We start from the raw sequence: 18,867 nt of genomic DNA, 5'->3' as shown, positions 1-18,867 counted from the left end.
TGGCGCGAAACCTGCAGCGGCTCGGCTGCAGCGCCGGTGCGCGCTGCACCACCGCCATCCGCCATGCCCGAGCGCAACAAGCCGCCTGTCAGCCGCGGCGAACTGAACGAATGCCGGCGCTGCCCGTTGTGGCGCAACGCCACCCAGGGCGTGCCCGGCGCCGGCGCGGCCCACGCGCGCATCATGCTGGTGGGCGAGCAGCCCGGTTCGCAGGAAGACCTGCAAGGCTCGCCCTTTGTCGGGCCGGCCGGGCACTTGCTGGATGAAGCGCTGCAGGCCGCGGGCCTGGACCGCGACAAGCTCTTCATGACCAACGCGGTCAAGCATTTCAAGTTCGAGTGGCGCGGCAAGCGCCGGCTGCACAAATCGCCGGCGCAGCAGGAGATCGAGGCCTGCAACGTGTGGCTGGAGCGGGAGCTGGAGAAAGTGCACCCGACGGTGGTGGTAGCGCTCGGCGCCACCGCGGCGCGCGCGGTGCTGGGCCGCAAGAGCGTCACGCTCGCGGGCATGATGGAGACACCGGTGGAGCATGAGGGGCGGCTGGTCATCGCCACCTACCACCCCTCCTTTGCCCTGCGCCAGCGCAGCGACGAAGCGCGTGCCGCGGCCTTCGACCGCATCGTGCGCAGCCTGCGCGCCGCCGCGCGGCTGGCGCGCGGCGCGCATGCCTGACCGGTCAGGACCGGTTCACGGTCGGCGGTGCGTCGGGATCGCGGCTGCCGGGATCGTGCAGGTCACGCGAACCGACGCCGGGCGGCATTTCGCCCTTGCCGGACTGCCCGCTCGCGGGACGTTTCGGCTCCTGCTTGCGGTGTGACGCGGCATTCTCCCACTCCGCGCGGGCGCGTTCGCGGGCGCGCTGGTTGTCCGCAGCGTTTTCCTTCAGCTCACGGTCATCCAGCCCCTGGCGCTTGTCGAGCGAAGGGTTGTTCGAGGTGTCGTGCTTGCTGTGCTTCATAACGCCTCCGGTAATGCCGGCGACAAGTGCCGGCCAACACCGCAAGCGCGCAACTTCCGTTCCCACCCCTTCCCCCACGCTACGCCGGCATCCGGCTGCTTCCCGGCCACGCATGCTTGTAACAACCGCCGGCGCTTGTAGAAAGTGCTTTGCGCCGGTCAGCCGCCGCGCCGTGCGCGCCAGCGCGCAGGTTGGCCCGGCAAATGCTTTTCCCGTACCACCAGCCTGCGCTTGTCTACCTTTACCAGGAGAATCCCGATGCGATCCACCATCCCCCATGCCGCAGCGCTCGTGCTGCTATCCGCGTTTGCAGGCGCGGCGCTCGCGCAGCCGGCCGATACCGGCGTGCGCACCGACAAAGGCCCCAAGGGCAGCCAGACGATTCCGCCCCCCGGCGCCAGCACCACGCCCGGCAGTACGCCGGGCGCCACCCCGACCAACCCGGGCGGCCTCGCCAAGGATCTCGGCGACGTCCCCAAGGAGCCGCACACCGCGGGCGGCCTGCCCGGCCGCGACAAGCCCAAGCCGGCCTCGGAAAGCGCCGGCAAGGCCGACCGCGACGGCCTGCACGGCAAGCCGCGCACGGGCAGCGGCGGCGCCTCGATCGACCAGACCCGCGTGCCGGACGCCAAGGGGCGCTGATCCGGACGCGCCTTCAGGGCACGAGCACGAAGCGCTGGCGCGCTCCCCGGGCCTGCGCCGCCCACACGCGCCCGACCGCTTCCAGCGGCTCGGCAACGATATCGATCTCCATGCGCCCGGCGGCGGTATGCCGGCACAGTTCGGCGTAGGCCTGTGCCTGCGCCGCGATGGGCGCGTGGTAGTAGGCGAAGCCCATGATGTCGAAGCACGCCTGGCGCGCGGCGGCGCCGGCAAAGGTGATGGTCGGCGCGACCGTGGTGCCGATATGGACCAGCCGGCCGCCGTGGCCGAGCGCCAGCAGCGCGGCCTCGGCGGGCGCGCCGCACAGGTAGTCCAGCACGATATCGACGCTGCCGTCGGCCGCACTGCGATAGGCGTCGAGCAGGTCGCCGGGCTGGTCGAGCGGCACCACGGCGTCGGCGCCCAGGCGGCGCGCACGCTGCAGCGCGTGCACGTCGCGCCCGGCGGCGATGACGCGGCCGGCGCCCAGCAGCTTTGCCGCGGCCACGGCCAGCAGCCCTGAAACGCCGGTCGCCCCCAGCACCAGCACGGTCTCTCCCGGCTGCATGCGTGCGCGCCACGACAATGGCAGCCATGCCGCCAGGCCGGCGTTGCCCAACGCGGCCGCGCGCGCGTCGTCGATGCCGTCAGGCACCGCGAAGGTGAGTGCCGGGTCCACCAGCGCGCGCTGCGCCATCGAACCGTACGGTGCGTGCGGCGCATTGACGTTGAAGTAGACGCGCCGCCCATCGGCGAGGCGCCCAACGCCCTCGCGCCCCACCACGAAGCGGCCCGCGCCCGGCTTGAGGTAGTGGCGCCCTTCGGCAATCGCCATGTCCAGCCGCGTCAGCGCCGCCGCCGCGACCTCGACCACCACCTTGCCCGGCCCTGCGGCCGGCTCGTCGAATTCCTGGTACACCGGCGCCTGGCCGGCCAGCGAAACCGCTGCTTTCATCTCCCTCTCCTTTTGCTGGGCCCGGCCGGCCACGGCTTGGCATGACCGCGCCGGGCAGATTACAATGCAATCGATTGCACGACGAGCGCGAGGCTGCGCGCATCCGGGCCGATTCTAGGAAGCGCCCGTGGCCAGCGTCCAATCCACTTTTTGTCGGTATCCCCATAACCAGGCGGTATGGCGCGGCGCCTGCCCCACGTAGCACATAGCGATGAGCAAGCCCACCATCAAGCAGATTGCCGAAGCGCTCGACGTGCATCCGTCGACCGTGTCGCGCGTGCTCAACCCGCAGACCCGCCACCGCATCGGCGACGAACTGGTCGCGCGCGTGCTGAAGGCGGCGCAGGACCTGCACTACTCGCCCAACCGCATTGCCGCGGCGCTGCGCACGCGGCGCTCCGGCACCATCGGCGTGGTGGTGCCGGACATCGGCAGCCCGGTGTTTCCGCCGATCGTGCTCGGCATTGAAAACGCCTTGTCCCGGCACCGCTATATCCCGATCGTCGCCAACGCCGGCGGCGACAAGGCGCGCCAGACCTTTATCGTCGACCAGCTGCTGGCGCGGCAGGTCGACGGCCTGATCCTGGCCACCGCCGAGCGCAACGACCCGGTGGTGGACCATTGCCTGGCGCAGGGCGTGCCGTTGGTGATGGTGAACCGCAGCGACGATGCCGGGCGTGTATCCAGCATCGTCGGCGACCACCGCCAGGCGATGGCGCTTGCCGTCGGCCACCTGCACGCGCTGGGCCACCGGCGCATCGGGCATGTCGCCGGCCCGTCCAGCCTGTCGACCGGCCATGAACGCGAAGCGGGCTTCCTGCAGGCAGCGGCCGACCTTGGCCTGCCCGTGTCGCACTGTCCGGTGGTGCGGGCGCCGGCCTATACGGAAGCCGCGGGCCAGGCCGCGTGCGCGCAACTGCTGGCGCAGTGCCGGCGCGTCACCGCGGTGGTGGCAGCGAATGATTTCCTGGCGCTGGGCTGCTATGCGGCCGTGCGCGCCGCCGGCGGCAGCTGCCCGTCCGACCTGTCGGTGGTGGGGCACAACGACATGCTGCTGATGCATGCAGTGGCCCCGGCGCTGACCACCATCCGCGTGCCGTTCTACGAGATGGGGACGCGCGCCGCCGCCTTGATGCTGGGCGCGCTGGACGGCAGCATCGCCACCACGGCGCGGACCCTGCTGGCGCCAGAGCTGGTGGTGCGGGCATCGACACAACCTGTGTAAAGCGGGCGGCTCAAAGCGCCCGCTTTTTTCTTGAGAATTATGTGCAATCGATTGCACGCGGACCACGGAAACATCGGCCATGGACCTTCGACAACTTCGCTACTTCAAGGCGCTGGCCACGCTGCAGCACTTCGGCCGCGCCTCGGCCGCGCTGCATATCGCGCAGCCCGCGCTCAGCCGCCAGATCCGGCTGCTCGAGGAAGAACTGGGCGTACGGCTGCTGGAGCGCCACGTGCGCGGCGCCACGCCGACGCCCGAGGGACTGGTGCTGCTGGACCGCGCGTCGTTCCTGCTGCGCTATGCCGACCAGGTCAAGGTGGACATCGCCGACCTCGCTGCCTCGCCGCGCGGGCTGGTGGCGCTGGGGCTGACGCCCGCTTTGGCGCCGCTGCTGTTCATCCCGCTGGCCGAGGCGTTGCGCGGCCAGTATCCGGAGATCCGGCTGCGCCTGGTGGAGAACTTTGCTCCCGCGCTGCAGGATGCGCTGCTGCAAGGCACGCTCGACGTCGCGCTGCTGAGCGGGCCGGTGTCGAGCCCCGGGGTCTCGGTGGTGCCGCTGGTGGCGGAGAGCCTGTGCGCGATCGGCCCGTGGGGCGATGCGGCGCTGGGGGACGGGCCGGTGGACATCGAACAGCTGCGGGGCCTGCCGATGATCCTGACCGGCGTGCCCAAGTCAGGCGTGCGGCTGGCGCTGGAGGCGCTGGCAGCGCGCCAGGGGCTCGAACTGCAGGTCACGATGGAAGTTGAATCGATCGAGGTGGCCAGGCGTCTGGTGGCGCGCGGGTTCGGCTGGACGGTGCATTTTGCCGCGGCGATACGCGAGGAACTGGAGGCGCAGCGTCTGCAGGCCGTGGCGATTCGTGGGTTGGAGTTGCAACGGATGATCGGCTATGCGGCCGCGCGGCCGCCGTCGCGGGCTTCGCTTGCTGTGATGGAGACGTTGAGGGGGGTTGCTACGGCGTTAACGGTGGAGGGGAAATGGCCTCATAGCAGGTTGTTGGGGGAGATGGGGGATGGGTCTTAGTGGGCGTGGCTGATTTGGCTTGCATGGCATGCGATTGGTCGCCGTCCCTGGCGGGCGTGGCTGTTTCGACAGCGTAGCTGGTGGGCTGCTTTTGGTTTTTGGGGGTGGGCGCTGTTGGTGACATGCAGTCGGCTTTTGAACCGCCTGGTTCAACAGCCGACAGCATGTCACCAATCCCGCACTGTGTTTGCCGATCAACGCAACACCCACCCCATCCCCACGACAAACACCTACCGCACCGTGCGCGCAGCAAAACCCCCATCCAAATGCACCACCTTCCCATCGACCATCGTCAAGACCGACCGGATACGGTGAATATCCTCCACCGGCACGGTCAGGTAAGGCTTGTCCAGCACCGCCAGGTCAGCCAACTTCCCAGCCTCCAGCGTGCCACGCGACCCCTCGTCGAACGAAATCCACGCCGCATTGGCGGTGTAAAGCCGCAACGCCTCCAGCCGCGAAAGCCGGAAATCTGCATTACGCCGAACCTCCCTGCCAATCGAATAGCCGCCGACATGGAACTCCAGCGCACGCCAGACGCCCGGGATACCGATGCGCGTGGCATCCGTCCCCCCTGCCACCTTCAGCCCTTGCTGCAGGGCCAGCCGCACCGGCGGCGCGGCTTCGGCCACATGATGGCCATTGGCATGGCCGATGGCGCCGGCCTCGAAGTACGGCCCCATCTGCACCGTGTAGGCCAACCCTAGCGACTTCATGCGCCGGAAGGTCTCGGGCTTGCCGGTGTTCAGGTGGGCCATGGCCCAGCGCAGCTTGCCCAGGTCATGGTGTCTTGCCACTTCCTCGAAGACATCGAGGATCGCGTTGGCGGCATCGTCGGTATAAGCGTGGATCTCCACCGGATAGCCGCGGCTGGCGGCAAAGGTGGCAACCTTGAGCAGCTCCTCGCGATCCTTCGCCGCGGGGCGGAAGCCGGGGCCCATGGTGACGCCGTCGTCCATGCCATGCACCAGCATCTCGCCCGGCCCGAGGAAACGCAGCCTGCCGTCGCCCATGCGCGGCGGCAGGTAGGCCAGCGTATTGCGGAACCACTCGGCCTCGTTGCCCGCGACCAGGGTGGGGATGCGATAGCCGACCCGCACCGACAGCCGGTCTTCGCGCCACAGTGCGAACAGCGGATCGTACGCAGCGCCCGGACCGGCGGTCGGGTCGATCAGCGCGGTGACACCGAGGCGGTTCAACCGGCCGAAGAAGGCCTGCAGGCTGGCCTTGGCATCGACCTGGCTCTGCGCCAGGATGCGCCCGAACAGTGCCGACAGCGGCCGGATCGCGCCGAAGATCCGGCCGGTGAGACGGCCTTCGCTGTCGCGCTCCATGCGGATGCCGGGCGGCAGCGCGTCGGGCTGGTCGAGCCCGAGCACCTCGATCGCCTTGGCGTTGACCAGCGCGTAGTCGTACAGGTACTGCACGTAGGCCGGATTGTCGGGCAGCAGCGCCGTCAGCTCAGCCGGCGTCGGTGCGCGTTTCTCGGTGAACTGGTCGGGGTGCCACGAACCGGTCACGGCCACCCACTTGCCCGGGCCGCGCGCCTGCGCGGTCTGCCGCAGCTGCGCCAGCCCGGCGGCCAGGCTGGTGGTTTCGCCTTCGTACCAGTAGGTCTCGAAGGCATAGCTCTGGCCGCCGCGGATGGCGTGGATATGGGTGTCGATCAGCCCGGGAATCACGGTGCGCCCGCGCAGGTCGATCACCTCGGTAGCCGGACCGGCCAGGCGGCGGATCTGCGGGTTGGCGCCTACTGCGACGATGCGCTCGCCGCGGATGGCAATGGCCTGCGCCACCGTGTCGGCGGCGTCCATGGTGAGCACCGTGCCGTTGACCAGGATCCGGTCCGCATGCGCGGCGGCGGCCTGCGCCGGTGTTCCCCAGGCCGCCATCAGGCAACCAACCGCCATGGCATGCGCCAGGGCCCGTGCAATGCATCGCATAACGGTATTCCGTGTGTGAGTGGAAGCGGCGCCCGGAGAGCGGGCGCCAGCGCCCCCGTGTTACTGGCCAGGCTGCGCGCCCGAGCGCTTGACGATGGGCTCGAGCTTGGCGATGTCGGCGGCGATCAGCCTGTCGAACGCGGCCGGGGTCGATGGCTTGGCCTCGGCGCCTTGCGCCATCAGCTTGTCGCGCGTCGCCGGCGCGCCCAGCGCCTGCTGCATCGCCGTGTTCAGGCGCGCCACGATCTCCTTGGGCGTGCCCGCCGGCGCCAGCACGCCGAACCAGGCATCGAACACATAGCCCGGCACCCCCGCCTCGGCGATGGTGGGCACGTCCGGCAGCGACGGCACCCGCGCCGCCGTGGCTACGCCGAGGATGCGCAGCTTGCCGTCCTTGACGAACTGCAGCGCGGTGATCGACGGGGCGAAGAACATGTCGACGCGTCCGCTGATCACGTCGGTGATCGCGGCCGGCGCGCCCTTGTACGGGATATGCCGGGTCTGCACGCCCGCGGTCACGTCGAACAGCTCGCCGCTCAGGTGCGACGAGCTGCCGCTGCCCGCCGAGCTGTAGGTGACCGAATCCGGCCTGGCGCGCGCGGCGGCCAGCAGGTCCTTGAGCGTGCGGTACGGGCTGGAGGCGCTGACCACCAGCAGGTAGGGCATGGTCGCCACGGTCGAGATGCCCTTCAGGTCGCGCGTGGTGTCGTACGGCAGCTTCGGATAGAGCGTGGGATTGACGGCATGGCCGGCGGACGTCAGCAGCAGCGTGTAGCCGTCAGCGGGCGCCTTGGCCACCACCGCGGTGCCGATGGTGCCGCCGGCGCCGGGCCGGTTGTCGACGACGATCTGCATGTTCGACGAGGCGCTCATCTCGGCGCTGACGATGCGCGCGAGCAGGTCGGTGGCGCTGCCGGCGGCAAACGGCACCACCATGCGGATCGGCTTGTCGGGATAGGCGTCGGCGTGCGCCGCGCCCGGCAGCAGCGACAGGCACAGTGCGGCGGCCAGCGCCGCGTGCAGCATGTGGCGGAATTTCATGTGGGGTCTCCTGGATCCTGGGGATCTTGCTAATGGCCTGGGGCGCAGCGCGTTCAGAACACGTGGCGCATGCCCAGTGCAAAGGTCTGCGGATCGGCGCCGGCGGAAATGCCCAGCTCGTTGATGGCAAAGTCGTAGGTCGCGTTTTTCTTGTTGAAGATGCGGCTGTAGAAGCCGAACACCGAGGTGCGCTTCGACAGGGGGTATTCGTAGCCAAGCGTGGCCTGCACCGCGCCCGTATCCGGACCGCTGCGGAAGAAGCCGACGGTCTCGGTGGCGCTGCCGCGGCCATTGCCGGCAAAGCCGACGCCCGCACGCAGGCTGCCGGTCCACAGCTTCTGCACCACCGAGGCGTAGTAGGCATCGCGCTTGAGGTCGCCGGTGGCGGTGCGGTAGTGCAGCCGCTCGTAGATGGCGGACACCCTGGTGGTCGGGAACTGGTACGACAGGCCGATCTTCATGCCTTCGTCGTCGCGGCCCGCGGCCTGGTAGTTGTTGTGGCGCTCGTAGGCCAGCACCACGTTCAGCGGGCCGTTGTCATAGGCCCCGGCGAACGACCACAGGCTGGGGTTGCGCGGCACCGTGGCGCGCTCTTCATTGACGCCCCAGGTCACGCCGCCGCTGAAGCCGTTCCACTTCGGGCTGCGGTAGTGCAGGCTGTTCTTCTGGCGGCGATCGAAGGCGCTGGTGTCCTGGATGTTGTCGGAAGTCGGCGTCGAGCCATTGCCGATCAGCGCCATGTAGCCCGCGGTGGTCGGATAGAACGGGTCGTAGGAAGACGTGGCTTCCAGGTAGGGCGTGGTCCAGTTGCCCATGAAAAAGCTGCCGGCTGAGCCGGCCAGTCCAAGGCGGGTATTGCGGCTGGCCAGTTGCCCGCTGCCCGTGTCCAGCGAGATATTGCTTTCGATCTGCCAGATCGCCTTGAGGCTGCCATACAGCGCTTCCTCGCCGCGCATGCCGAACACCGAGCGGTTGTTGGTGAGGCGGCCGGTGCCGTCCAGCCTGGTGCCGTCGGTCGCCGTCGACGCATCCGAATATTCCATCGACGTATTCAGCCGGCCATACAGCGTGACGTGGTTCTGCGCCGAAGCGACGGTGCAGCAGGCCGCGAGCGCCGCAAAGGTGGCGCCCGCAAGGGGGTTCTTCATGTTGTCTCCAGTGTCTGTCTTGCGCCTGTCCGAATCGATACGGGGATGCCTGCCCCGCCCCGTGCACGAAATCGCGGGCAGCAGCAACCCCTGCCCGGACTACGGCATCAGCAATTTCTGGATTCTTGATTGCGCTATCTCATGCGGCGGATGTACGCGGCGATGCAGCGTGAGGGGATTCTAGAAATCGGGTATCGCAGCGTCCATTCGCATTTTCTTTTGGTCACCATATCGATTTGTTATCGTGATGGCGGACCCTGCTGGCATGGACATCCGCAGCTTAGGGCGCGGGCGCGGGACCCGGTAGTCGGCGCTGGTGTGTCGCTGTGTTCCAGCCATGGGACGCCGTGAACACAGGCAATGCGGGAAGTGCGCGGAGCGTGCGCGAAGTGCGGAATCGGAGGGCAACAAAAAAGGGCCTGGCGGCCCTTTTTTGATTTCTGCGGTGCGGACGATCCGTGGATCAGCCAGCGAAGTTCTTGCCGGCGAAGTCCCAGTTCACGACATTCCAGAATGCCTCGACGTACTTCGGGCGGGCATTGCGGTAGTCGATGTAGTAGGCGTGTTCCCACACGTCGCAGGTCAGCAGCGGCTTGGCGTCCGTGGTCAGCGGCGTGGCGGCGTTGGAGGTGGACACCAGGTCCAGCGAGCCGTCGGCCTTCTTGACCAGCCAGGCCCAGCCCGAACCGAAGGTGCCGACGGCAACCTTGGTGAACTCTTCCTTGAACTTGTCGAACGAGCCCCACTTGGCGTTGATGGCATCGGCCAGTGCGCCGGTCGGCTGGCCGCCGCCGTTGGGCTTCAGCGAGTCCCAGTAGAAGGTGTGGTTCCACACCTGGGCGGCGTTGTTGAAGATGCCGCCCGACGACTTCTTGACGATCTCTTCCAGGGTCGCGTTCTCGAACTCGGTGCCCTTGATGAGGTTGTTCAGGTTGGTGACGTAGGTCTGGTGGTGCTTGTCATGATGGAACTCCAGGGTCTCCTTGGAGATGTGCGGAGCCAGGGCATCATGCGCGTACGGAAGCGGGGGGAGCTTGTGTTCCATTGTTCTGTCTCTGTGGGTTGGGGTTGTAGGGTCCGGAATTGCCGATTGTAGGGGACTTGCAAGACCCGCGCAAACCGCGGCGCAAAGCCCCCTGCTCCGATGTTAGTTTGTCCGCGCGCGGCTTTCCGGGAGATTTCGGCGCGTCCTTTCGGACCTGTGCCGCACGCGAATGGGAGGCGTTCCCGGCGCCGCGCGGCGGCTCAGAATTCCGGCAGCTTGGCCTGCACGCCGGCGATCGCCAGGTCGGCCACGCCTTCGGCCAGGTGCGCTTCGACCACGCTGCCGGCGCGGATCTCGGCGGGAGCGCGCAGCGCGCGTCCGCGCTGGTCAAGCAGCACCGCATAGCCGCGTTCGAGTGTGCGTTGCGGCGCCAGCAACTCGAGCGCGCCGGCGCTGCGCGCCAGGCGCTGGCCCGCGCGCTCGTGCTGGCGCAGCGCGGCCGCCTGCAGCCGCTGCCAGAGGCGCGCCACGTCGGCGTGGGCCGCGGCGGCGTCGGGGCGGCATGCGCGCCAGCGCATCGCCAGCAACTGGTGGCGATGGCGCTGCGACACCACGGTGTCACGCAATGCCGACCGCAAATGTCGCGCCAGATTGTCGACCTGCGCGCGGCGCTCCTGCAGCTGTGCCTGCGGGCTGCGCACGCGCCGCGCCAGCCAGTCCAGGTGTTGCGCGCGCAGGTCCAGCCCGCGGCGCAGGCATTGCCTGAGCGCATCGCGCGCGCGCAGCGTCTGCGCCAGCAGGTGCGCGCGATCGGGGCTGACCAGCTCGGCCGCGCCGGTGGGCGTCGGCGCGCGCACGTCGGCGACAAAATCGGCGATGGTGAAATCGGTCTCGTGGCCGACGCCGGATACCACCGGCAGCGTGCAGCGCGCGATCGCCTGCGCCACCACCTCTTCATTGAACGACCACAGGTCTTCGATGCTGCCGCCGCCGCGGCACAGGATCAGCACGTCGCATTCGGCGCGTGCGGCCGCCGCGTCGAGCATGTCCGCGATCTTCTGCGCCGCGCCCGTGCCCTGCACCGGCACCGGATAGACCACCACCGGCACATGCGGCGCACGCCGCCGCAGCGTGCTCAGCACATCGCGCAATGCCGCCGCCTGCAATGACGTGATCACGCCGATGGTGCGCGGCTGCGCCGGGATCGGGCGCTTGCGCTCCGGCGCGAACAGGCCGGCCTGCGACAGCTTTTCCTTGAGCCGCAGGAAGGCTTCATAGAGGTTGCCGAGGCCGGCGCGGCGCATGGCCTCGACCCCCAGTTGCAGCTCGCCGCGCGCTTCGTACATCGAGACCACGGCGCGCACTTCGACCGCCTCGCCCTCGCGCGGCTGGAAGTCGACATGCAGGTTGCGCCCGCGGAACATCACGCAGCGGATCTGCGCACGCGCGTCCTTCAGCGAGAAATACCAGTGGCCGCTGGCGGCGCGCGTGAAGTTTGAGATTTCGCCCCGTACCCAGGCGAGCGGGAAACTGCGTTCGAGCACGCGTGCGATCGCGTGGTTGAGTTCGCCGACGGGGATTACCTCGCGGCCGCTGCGCGGCGTAGTGGTGGAAGGGTCACGCGAAAAATTCGGCAAGTCAGACATGGCGAAGCCGCGGGCACGCGGCGTGGATCAGACATGTCCACAGCATAACTGCAATGTCAAGGGGGTATCACTGATGGACGACGGCCACCCTGGAAGCCGCATGGATTCGTGCAAGCCTTTGATTCTTATGTGGTTTATGAACACAACAAAAATTAGGCAATATAACCATTTCTCTTTTGCATCAACCACTTACATGCCCGGCCAAGAGCTTGTTCACAAAGTTATCCACAGCTTCTCTGGATAAAATGCGGCGCATAGGACATTTTCTGGGTAGGCGTGGCGCCTAGTCCGCTTATCGGATGCGCCAAGCGCCTCGCCCTGCGCCCGGCCAACGGGGGCCTGAAACCGGCACCTTCCCGGAACGCTTCTGCTGCATTTGCACATTTTCTCGGCAGCGCCAAAAAACCCTTTGATATTCAACAGCTTGAGTATCTTCTCCCGGATTTGTCCACAAGCCATCCACAGTACTCTCCCTGATCGTTGTGGACAAACCCCGCTTTTGACTACGCCAGCCCGCTACAGCGCCGGCCGGCAGGGAACAAGCCTGTCTGCCTGTTTTTTAGGCAAGGGATTGGAGTGCCTTTGGAATCAATGACTTATGAAACCTCTCAGTCACCTTTCCACAAGCCCTCCACAGTACTGTCCCGCTGCTTTGTGGAAAGTCGCTTCGAAATGTGCGCCTGCGCACCGAAACATGCCCGGACGCCGTGGCAACCGCCGCCTCTGCACGTGCCGGATGCGTCGCAGCCGCTGCCCAGCCTCGTTGCACAAAATTTAAGCAGAATCGGCTTTACCCTTTCCGATCAATGGCTTAGCCAGCTTGTCCGGCAGCTTTCCACAATCGATCCACAACACTGTCCCTGCCGGCTGTGGAAAGCGGCAGCCAGCGCGGCAGGGACACGATGCGCGCCGGAGACAGGCGTGCGTCGTCCCTTGCCGCGCGCCAGGCAGCGGGTTAGAGTGGCGCCTGTTTTTTCAGAGCAATGCCGGAGCGCGCAGCAAGGCATCATGCCCACGCGCCTCAAGGCATGCCGGCTGGTGGTTTGGGGTTTCGTAATTCGGTTGTCGATCCCGGGGGTCCAATTGTTTTCCATCATTCAAGCGGCCGGCTGGCCGATCTGGCCGCTGTTGCTCGCCTCGGTCATCGCCCTGGCGCTGATCGTCGAACGCTTCCTGTCCCTCAAGCGCAGCAAGGTGCTGCCCGCCAAGCTCTATGAAGAGGCGCTGGCGGCCGCGCAGCAGCGCCGCGCCACGCCGGAAGTGGTCAACACGCTGGAACAGAATTCACCGCTGGGGCGCGTGCTGGCCGCGGGGCTGCGCCACGTGGTGCTGCAGCCGCATACCTCGCGCGATGCCGCCAAGGACGTGGTCGAGGAAGCCGGCCGCGTGGTCGCGCACGAGCTCGAGCGCTACCTGAACGCGCTCGGCACGATCGCCTCGGTGGCGCCGCTGATGGGGCTGCTGGGCACGGTGATCGGCATGATCGAGATCTTCGGCAGCCAGGGCGGCACCGGCACCAGCCCCGAGCAGCTGGCGCACGGCATCTCGGTGGCGCTGTACAACACCGCCTTCGGCCTGATCGTGGCGATCCCGGCGCTGATCTTCTGGCGCTACTTCCGCCGCCGCGTCGACGACTACGTGGCCGAACTGGAATTCCGCGCCACCTCGTTCCTCGACGCCATCCTGCCGCAGCGCCGCGCCTGAGCGCCGCACGCACCCCGGACCACCATGCACTTCCGTTCCCGCCAGCGGCGCGAAGAGCCGGAGATCAACCTGATCCCGCTGATCGACGTGCTGCTCGTGATCCTGATCTTCCTGATGATCACGACCACGTACTCGCGCTTTACCGAGCTGCAGATCCAGCTGCCCACCGCCGACGCCGAGCGCGCGCGCCAGCAGCCGCAGGAAATCGTGGTGTCGGTGTCGGCGCGCGGGGTCTACTCGGTCAACAAGCAGGTGATGGAGCACAAGGACGTCACCAGCCTGGCCGACCAGCTGCGCACCGTCGCGGGCGCCGGCGGCCAGCCGCCGGTGGTGATCGTCAATGCCGACGCACAGGCGACGCACCAGGCCGTGGTCAATGTGTTGGAGGCCGCGCGACTGGCCGGGCTGTCGCGCCTGACCTTCGCCACGCAGAGCGCGCAGCCGCGCTGACCCTCGTACGGGCCTGCGCGCCAGCATCGGCGGCGGCCGGCGGGCTTGCCCCATGCGCACGGCAATGCCCATAATGGTTGTGCCGCCCCGAGGGGCGAAGCCGCGAGCGCACTACAATCGCATCCCGACCATCGACTCTCGCCCGCCGCGTCCATGCCCGTTCCCCGCCATGCCCTTGCCGACTTCGTGACCGCCCAGTGGCAACGCCGCGGCTGGTTCGCGTGGGTCATGCTGCCGTTCTCGCTGCTGTTCGGCCTGGTCGCGCGGGTGCGCCGCCATGGCTACCAGCGCGGCTGGTTCAAGTCGACGCGACTGCCGATGCCGGTAGTGGTGGTCGGCAACGTCACCGTGGGCGGCACCGGCAAGACCCCCGCGGTGATCGCGCTGGCGCATGCGCTGACCGAGGCCGGGCTGCGGCCCGGCGTGGTCTCGCGCGGCTACGGCGTGGCGCTTAAGCACCCGCGCCGGGTCAAGCCGACCTCGCAGGCCGGCGACGTCGGCGACGAACCGCTGCTGATCGCGCGCGCCACCGACGTGCCGGTCTGGGTCTTCCCCGACCGCGCGCTGTGCGCGCAGGCCATGCTGGTGTCGCACCCCGGCATCAACGTGCTGCTGCTCGACGACGGCCTGCAGCATTACAAGCTGCAGCGCGATTTCGAGATCGTGATGTTCGACGCGCGCATGGGCGGCAATGGCCTGATGCTGCCGGCGGGTCCGCTGCGCGAGCCGCTCTCGCGCCCGCGCGACGCCACCCTGATCAACGACCCCAACTTCCGCGCCACGCCCGACCGCCCCGGCGTGTACGGCATGCGCCTGGAACTCGATGACGCCTGGCAGCTTGCCGACCCCACCATGGCGCGGCCGCTCAGCGCCTTTGCCGGACGGCGCGTGCTGGCCGCCGCCGGCATCGGCAACCCCGAGCGCTTCTTTGCCAGCCTGCGCGGCGCCGGCCTGGCGCCCAGGACGCTGCCGCTGCCCGATCACTATGACTTCGTCGCCGACCCGTTCGTCGACCATCCCGATGCGCTCGATGCCGACGTGATCCTGATCACCGAGAAGGATGCCGTAAAATGCGAGCGCTTCGACGACCCGCGCATCTGGGTCGTGCCTACCAGGCCCGTGATCGATGCGGGCCTGATCGATAAAATCCGCCGCGCCGTGCAGGCGCAAATCCAACCCGCGCCGACCGCGCCGGCCGCCGCGAGCGGCGCCGCCGGGCGCAACGAGGAACACCGAGATGGACAACCGGCTGCTTGAAATCCTGGTCTGCCCGCTATGCAAGGGCAAGCTGGAATACGACCGCGCCGCGCAGGAGCTGATCTGCCACGCCGACAAGCTGGCCTACCCGATCCGCGACGGCATCCCCGTGATGCTGGCCGACGAGGCCCGCCAGTCGGTGCCGGGCCGCGTCATCGAGCCGGACGCGCCTGCAGGCAACTGAGCAGCGCGGCCATGACCCTCCCCGCATTTACCGTCGTCATTCCCGCGCGACTGGCTTCGACCCGCCTGCCCGACAAGCCCCTGGCCGATATCGGCGGGCGCCCGATGGTGGTGCGCGTGGCCGAGCGCGCGCACGCGTCGTCGGCACAGCGCACCGTGGTCGCCACCGACGCGCCCGCGGTGGCGCAGGCCTGCGCCGCGCACGGCATCGAAGCCGTGCTGACCCGCGCCGACCACCCCTCCGGCACCGACCGCCTGTCCGAGGTCGCCGCGCACCTGGGCCTGCCCGATGACGCCATCGTCGTCAACGTGCAGGGCGACGAGCCGCTGATCGAGCCGGCGCTGATCGACGAAGTCGCGCTGCACCTGGCGCACCACGCGGATTGCGCCATCGCCACCGCGGCCCATCCGCTGCACGACAGCGCCGAGGTATTCAATCCCAACGTGGTCAAGGTGGTGTGCGACGCCGCCGGGCGCGCGCTGTATTTCTCGCGCGCGCCGATTCCGTGGGCGCGCGACGCATGGTCCGGCGTGCCGTCCATGCCCGCCGCGTCGGCCCGGGTGCCGCTGCCGGACATGCCGGTGCTGCGTCATATCGGCCTGTACGCCTATCGTGCCGGATTCCTGCGCCGCTTCCCGACGCTGGCCCCGGCACCGCTGGAGCAGGCCGAGGCGCTGGAGCAGCTGCGCGCCATGTGGCACGGCGAGCGCATTGCCGTGATGCAGACCGCCGCCGCGCCCGCTCCCGGCGTCGACACCCAGGCCGACCTCGAGCGGGTGCGCGCGCTGTGGGCGCAGTCGATGGCACAGGAAGGGCCCTGAGCGGCATCCCCGGGCGTTTGCGCCGGTGCCGGCCGGGCCACCATGCGGGCGCCTGCCCGCTCCGGTCGATTCTGCTGCAACCGAACCGGGGGGCCGAATTCGGGCCGAATCCCCGCTGCCTCATGGCATAATGCTTGCCGATACAGAGCCGCCCCGCTGGCGCGAGCAATCGCGCCGCCGGCCAAGGCTCGGTGGGGAGATAAAGATAGAGCCCGTCCGGTGCGCCGCGCCGCCATCCCCCTGGCAGCCGCCGCCGGCCGTACGCGTGGGTACGCCTGAGCCGTGCCCGCGCTGAACGCAGTCAGCGCGCACCGGGACCGCAGTCAGTCTCGCGTCAAGTTACGGCGTTACCCTCCTTCTGATCTCCCGCCATACCGGATTAAAAACACTGAGGACCCGTAAATGCGTTTGATCCTGTTGGGCGCGCCTGGCGCCGGCAAAGGCACGCAAGCCAAGTTCATCTGCGAGAAGTTCGGCATTCCGCAAATCTCCACGGGCGACATGCTGCGCGCCGCGGTGAAGGCCGGCACGCCGCTGGGCGTGGAAGCCAAGAAGGTCATGGACGCGGGCGGACTGGTGTCGGACGACATCATCATCGGCCTGGTGAAGGACCGCCTGAAGCAGGACGACTGCAAGAGCGGCTACCTGTTCGACGGCTTCCCGCGCACCATTCCGCAAGCCGAGGCGATGAAGGACGCGGGCGTGGCAATCGACTACGTGCTCGAGATCGACGTGCCGTTCGACGCCATCATCGAACGCATGAGCGGGCGCCGCGTGCACGTGGCATCGGGCCGCACCTATCACCTCAAGTACAACCCGCCCAAGGCGGAAGGCGTCGACGACGAGACCGGCGAGCCGCTGATCCAGCGCGACGACGACAAGGAAGAGACCGTCAAGAAGCGCCTCGACGTCTATTCGCAGCAAACCCGCCCGCTGGTCGACTACTACTCGGCATGGGCCGCCAACGGCGACGCCGCGGCCAAGGTGGCGCCGCCGAAGTACCGCAAGATCCTGGGCGTCGGCAACGTGGACGAGATCACGGCGCGGGTGTTCGAGGCGCTGAAGTAACCGGTTCTTCGCCAGTGCACCACGATTGAAAAAGCGGCCTTCCGGCCGCTTTTTCATTTTTAGCCCCGTATACAGCCCACCCGAAACCACCCTTGATACCCCTTGCATGCCACGCCTTGGCCCGTACAATATTGACGTTTACGTAAACGGCAATCACACCGAGGAGACACCATCGTGGAAATCAAGGACAACGTATTCATCATCACCGGCGGCGCGTCCGGCCTTGGCGCCGGCAGCGCCCGCCTGCTGGCCGAATCCGGCGCCAGGGTCGTCATCGCCGACCTGAACGAGGCCGCCGGCCAGGCCCTGGCGGCCGAAACCGGCGGCCGGTTCGTGCGCTGCGACGTGACCTCGGAAGCCGATGGCCAGGCCGCGGTCGCGGCGGCCCAGTCCCTTGGGCGTCTCGCCGGGCTAATCAATTGCGCTGGCATTGCCACCGCCAACAAGACCGTCGGCAAGAACGGCCCGCACCCGCTCGATGCCTTCGACAAGACCATCCGCATCAACCTGATCGGCACCTTCAACATGATCCGCCTGGCCGCCGCGGCGATGGTGCAGAACACCCCCGACAGCGAGGGCGAGCGCGGCGTGATCATCAATACCGCCTCGGTGGCGGCCTTCGACGGGCAGATCGGCCAGGCCGCCTATGCCGCGTCCAAGGGCGGCGTGGTCGGCATGACGCTGGCGATCGCGCGCGACCTGGCGCGCGATGGCGTGCGCTGCATGACCATCGCCCCGGGGCTGTTCGAGACCCCGATGCTGCTGGGCATGCCGCAGGAGGTGCAGGACGCGCTGGGCAAGATGGTGCCGTTCCCGTCGCGGCTGGGGCGGCCCGCCGAATATGCGAAGCTGGCGCGCTCGATCATCGAGAACCCCATGCTCAACGGCGAGGTGATCCGCCTGGACGGGGCGATCCGGATGCAGCCCAAGTAAGCGCCGCCCGCTGCCCGCTCAGCCGGGCAGCAGCATCACCAGCATCAGCCCCGGCGCCGCCGCCGGCACCAGCGTCAGCTGCTCGAACTGCAGCGCGCCCTGGCGTGGATGGCGAAAGCCGCGGCGCCCGCCCTCGCGCTCTTCCACGTCCTGCGACAGCCAGGCGGCGCGGAAGTCCGCGCTCTCCGCCATCAATCCCTCGATCAATGCCCGCGTCGGCGCCGCATCGGCGTGGCGGATGCTGTGCGCGCGGAATTCGGCCACCAGGCGCGCGGCGCGGTGCGGCCAGTCTTGCACCAGTGCCTGCAGCGCCGGCGACAGGAACATCGCGCGCAGCAGGTTGCGCTCGGTGGCGGCGTCGTCGAGCCAGCCGGTGAACAACGCCGCGGCCGCGGCGTTCCAGGCCAGCGCGGTCCATTGACGGTCGAGCAGGTACGCCGGTCCGTCGATGGCATGCACGCTGGCCAGCACCGCGGGCGGCACCGGCTCGCCGGCGGCGTGCTGCGGATCGCGCCGGCCGGCCAGCTCGAACAGGTAGGCGCGCTCGGCGCGCGACAGCCGCAGCGCCGCGGCCAGGCTGGCCAGCGCGCGCGCCGAAAGAGCTACCGGCCGGCCCTGCTCCAGCCATGTCACCCACGTTGTGCTCAGTCCTGCCAGCTGCGCGACTTCCTCGCGGCGCAGCCCCGGCGTGCGCCGGCGCCGGCCTGGCGCCAGCCCCACGTCCGCCGGCGCCATGCGTTCGCGGTGCGCGCGCAGGAAGGCGCCGAGCACGGCTTCGCGCGAGGCTGGCGAGGATGGCGGGTCTTCAGGTCGGGCGGGTGGCGGCATGGCAGGCTGGTGGCGTTTATACCAGGATAAAGCGATGACTTGTACCGGGAAAATG

The 18,867-nt window shown here is 68.5% G+C and carries 19 protein-coding genes; 11 read left to right on the top strand and 8 right to left on the bottom strand.

Annotated elements, in window-relative coordinates; genetic code table 11:
* The first annotated feature begins 63 nt into the window (after positions 1–63).
* The gene (locus GA0116996_RS05230; protein WP_092307926.1) at positions 64–672 is read left to right on the top strand and encodes a UdgX family uracil-DNA binding protein; all 609 of its coding nucleotides are present in this window, start codon (positions 64–66) and stop codon (positions 670–672) included.
* Between the two features lie 4 nt (positions 673–676).
* Here the strand turns inward: GA0116996_RS05230 and GA0116996_RS05225 are convergent, their stop codons facing one another.
* Positions 677–958 carry a hypothetical protein gene (locus tag GA0116996_RS05225; RefSeq protein WP_092307924.1) on the bottom strand — a complete coding sequence of 94 codons (282 nt, stop codon included), beginning with the start codon at positions 956–958 and terminating at the stop codon, positions 677–679.
* 258 nt (positions 959–1,216) lie between these two features.
* On the opposite strand from GA0116996_RS05225, the gene GA0116996_RS05220 reads away from it, so the two are divergent.
* Positions 1,217–1,600, top strand: a complete 384-nt coding sequence (locus GA0116996_RS05220; RefSeq protein ID WP_092307923.1) for a hypothetical protein — start codon at positions 1,217–1,219, stop codon at positions 1,598–1,600.
* A 13-nt stretch (positions 1,601–1,613) separates the two neighbouring features.
* On the opposite strand, the gene GA0116996_RS05215 is transcribed toward GA0116996_RS05220, so the two are convergent.
* Positions 1,614–2,555, bottom strand: a complete 942-nt coding sequence (locus GA0116996_RS05215) for a zinc-binding dehydrogenase (RefSeq protein ID WP_092307921.1) — start codon at positions 2,553–2,555, stop codon at positions 1,614–1,616.
* 211 nt (positions 2,556–2,766) lie between these two features.
* On the opposite strand from GA0116996_RS05215, the gene GA0116996_RS05210 reads away from it, so the two are divergent.
* Positions 2,767–3,780: a LacI family DNA-binding transcriptional regulator gene (locus GA0116996_RS05210; protein ID WP_092307919.1), complete on the top strand. Its 1,014-nt coding sequence runs from the start codon at positions 2,767–2,769 to the stop codon at positions 3,778–3,780.
* 79 nt (positions 3,781–3,859) lie between these two features.
* Positions 3,860–4,804: a LysR family transcriptional regulator gene (locus GA0116996_RS05205; protein ID WP_092307917.1), complete on the top strand. Its 945-nt coding sequence runs from the start codon at positions 3,860–3,862 to the stop codon at positions 4,802–4,804.
* A 230-nt stretch (positions 4,805–5,034) separates the two neighbouring features.
* On the opposite strand, the gene GA0116996_RS05200 is transcribed toward GA0116996_RS05205, so the two are convergent.
* From GA0116996_RS05200 to xseA, 5 genes are all read right to left on the bottom strand, one after another.
* Positions 5,035–6,747, bottom strand: coding sequence for an amidohydrolase (locus GA0116996_RS05200; protein ID WP_092307915.1), 1,713 nt, complete (start codon positions 6,745–6,747; stop codon positions 5,035–5,037).
* A 60-nt stretch (positions 6,748–6,807) separates the two neighbouring features.
* Entirely contained in the window at positions 6,808–7,788 is a 981-nt protein-coding gene (locus tag GA0116996_RS05195) for a tripartite tricarboxylate transporter substrate binding protein (protein WP_092307913.1), read from the bottom strand.
* A 53-nt stretch (positions 7,789–7,841) separates the two neighbouring features.
* Complete coding sequence (locus tag GA0116996_RS05190) at positions 7,842–8,936, bottom strand: porin (RefSeq protein WP_092307911.1); 1,095 nt, start codon at positions 8,934–8,936, stop codon at positions 7,842–7,844.
* Positions 8,937–9,399: 463 nt separating this feature from the next.
* Positions 9,400–9,981, bottom strand: a complete 582-nt coding sequence (gene sodB / locus GA0116996_RS05185; protein WP_012351891.1) for a superoxide dismutase [Fe] — start codon at positions 9,979–9,981, stop codon at positions 9,400–9,402.
* Between the two features lie 200 nt (positions 9,982–10,181).
* A complete protein-coding gene (gene xseA / locus GA0116996_RS05180) occupies positions 10,182–11,567 on the bottom strand; it encodes an exodeoxyribonuclease VII large subunit (RefSeq protein WP_092307910.1) in 1,386 nt (461 codons plus the stop codon).
* 1,083 nt (positions 11,568–12,650) lie between these two features.
* On the opposite strand from xseA, the gene GA0116996_RS05175 reads away from it, so the two are divergent.
* The 7 genes from GA0116996_RS05175 to GA0116996_RS05145 all read left to right on the top strand — a co-directional run bounded on the left by GA0116996_RS05175 (position 12,651) and on the right by GA0116996_RS05145 (position 17,984).
* On the top strand, positions 12,651–13,271 hold the full coding sequence (locus GA0116996_RS05175; RefSeq protein WP_026164567.1) for a MotA/TolQ/ExbB proton channel family protein: 621 nt from the start codon (positions 12,651–12,653) through the stop codon (positions 13,269–13,271).
* Positions 13,272–13,295: 24 nt separating this feature from the next.
* Positions 13,296–13,721: an ExbD/TolR family protein gene (locus GA0116996_RS05170; RefSeq protein WP_092307908.1), complete on the top strand. Its 426-nt coding sequence runs from the start codon at positions 13,296–13,298 to the stop codon at positions 13,719–13,721.
* 153 nt (positions 13,722–13,874) lie between these two features.
* Positions 13,875–14,978, top strand: a complete 1,104-nt coding sequence (lpxK, locus tag GA0116996_RS05165) for a tetraacyldisaccharide 4'-kinase (protein WP_092307907.1) — start codon at positions 13,875–13,877, stop codon at positions 14,976–14,978.
* The gene (locus GA0116996_RS05160; protein ID WP_012351886.1) at positions 14,959–15,162 is read left to right on the top strand and encodes a Trm112 family protein; all 204 of its coding nucleotides are present in this window, start codon (positions 14,959–14,961) and stop codon (positions 15,160–15,162) included. Before lpxK ends, GA0116996_RS05160 begins: the two co-directional genes overlap by 20 nt.
* Positions 15,163–15,173: 11 nt before the next feature.
* Positions 15,174–15,983 carry a 3-deoxy-manno-octulosonate cytidylyltransferase gene (gene kdsB, locus GA0116996_RS05155; RefSeq protein ID WP_092307905.1) on the top strand — a complete coding sequence of 270 codons (810 nt, stop codon included), beginning with the start codon at positions 15,174–15,176 and terminating at the stop codon, positions 15,981–15,983.
* A gap of 402 nt (positions 15,984–16,385) precedes the next feature.
* On the top strand, positions 16,386–17,051 hold the full coding sequence (gene adk, locus GA0116996_RS05150; RefSeq protein WP_018008913.1) for an adenylate kinase: 666 nt from the start codon (positions 16,386–16,388) through the stop codon (positions 17,049–17,051).
* Between the two features lie 174 nt (positions 17,052–17,225).
* The gene (locus GA0116996_RS05145; protein WP_092307903.1) at positions 17,226–17,984 is read left to right on the top strand and encodes a 3-hydroxyacyl-CoA dehydrogenase; all 759 of its coding nucleotides are present in this window, start codon (positions 17,226–17,228) and stop codon (positions 17,982–17,984) included.
* An 18-nt stretch (positions 17,985–18,002) separates the two neighbouring features.
* Here GA0116996_RS05145 and GA0116996_RS05140 read toward each other — a convergent pair whose 3' ends face one another.
* On the bottom strand, positions 18,003–18,812 hold the full coding sequence (locus GA0116996_RS05140; protein WP_092307902.1) for an MmyB family transcriptional regulator: 810 nt from the start codon (positions 18,810–18,812) through the stop codon (positions 18,003–18,005).
* Between the last annotated feature and the right edge of the window lie 55 nt (positions 18,813–18,867).

It is taken from the genome of Cupriavidus alkaliphilus, from assembly GCF_900094595.1.
Classification (GTDB): Bacteria; Pseudomonadota; Gammaproteobacteria; order Burkholderiales; family Burkholderiaceae; genus Cupriavidus; species Cupriavidus alkaliphilus.
This window is presented reverse-complemented; position numbering and strand designations above follow the sequence as displayed.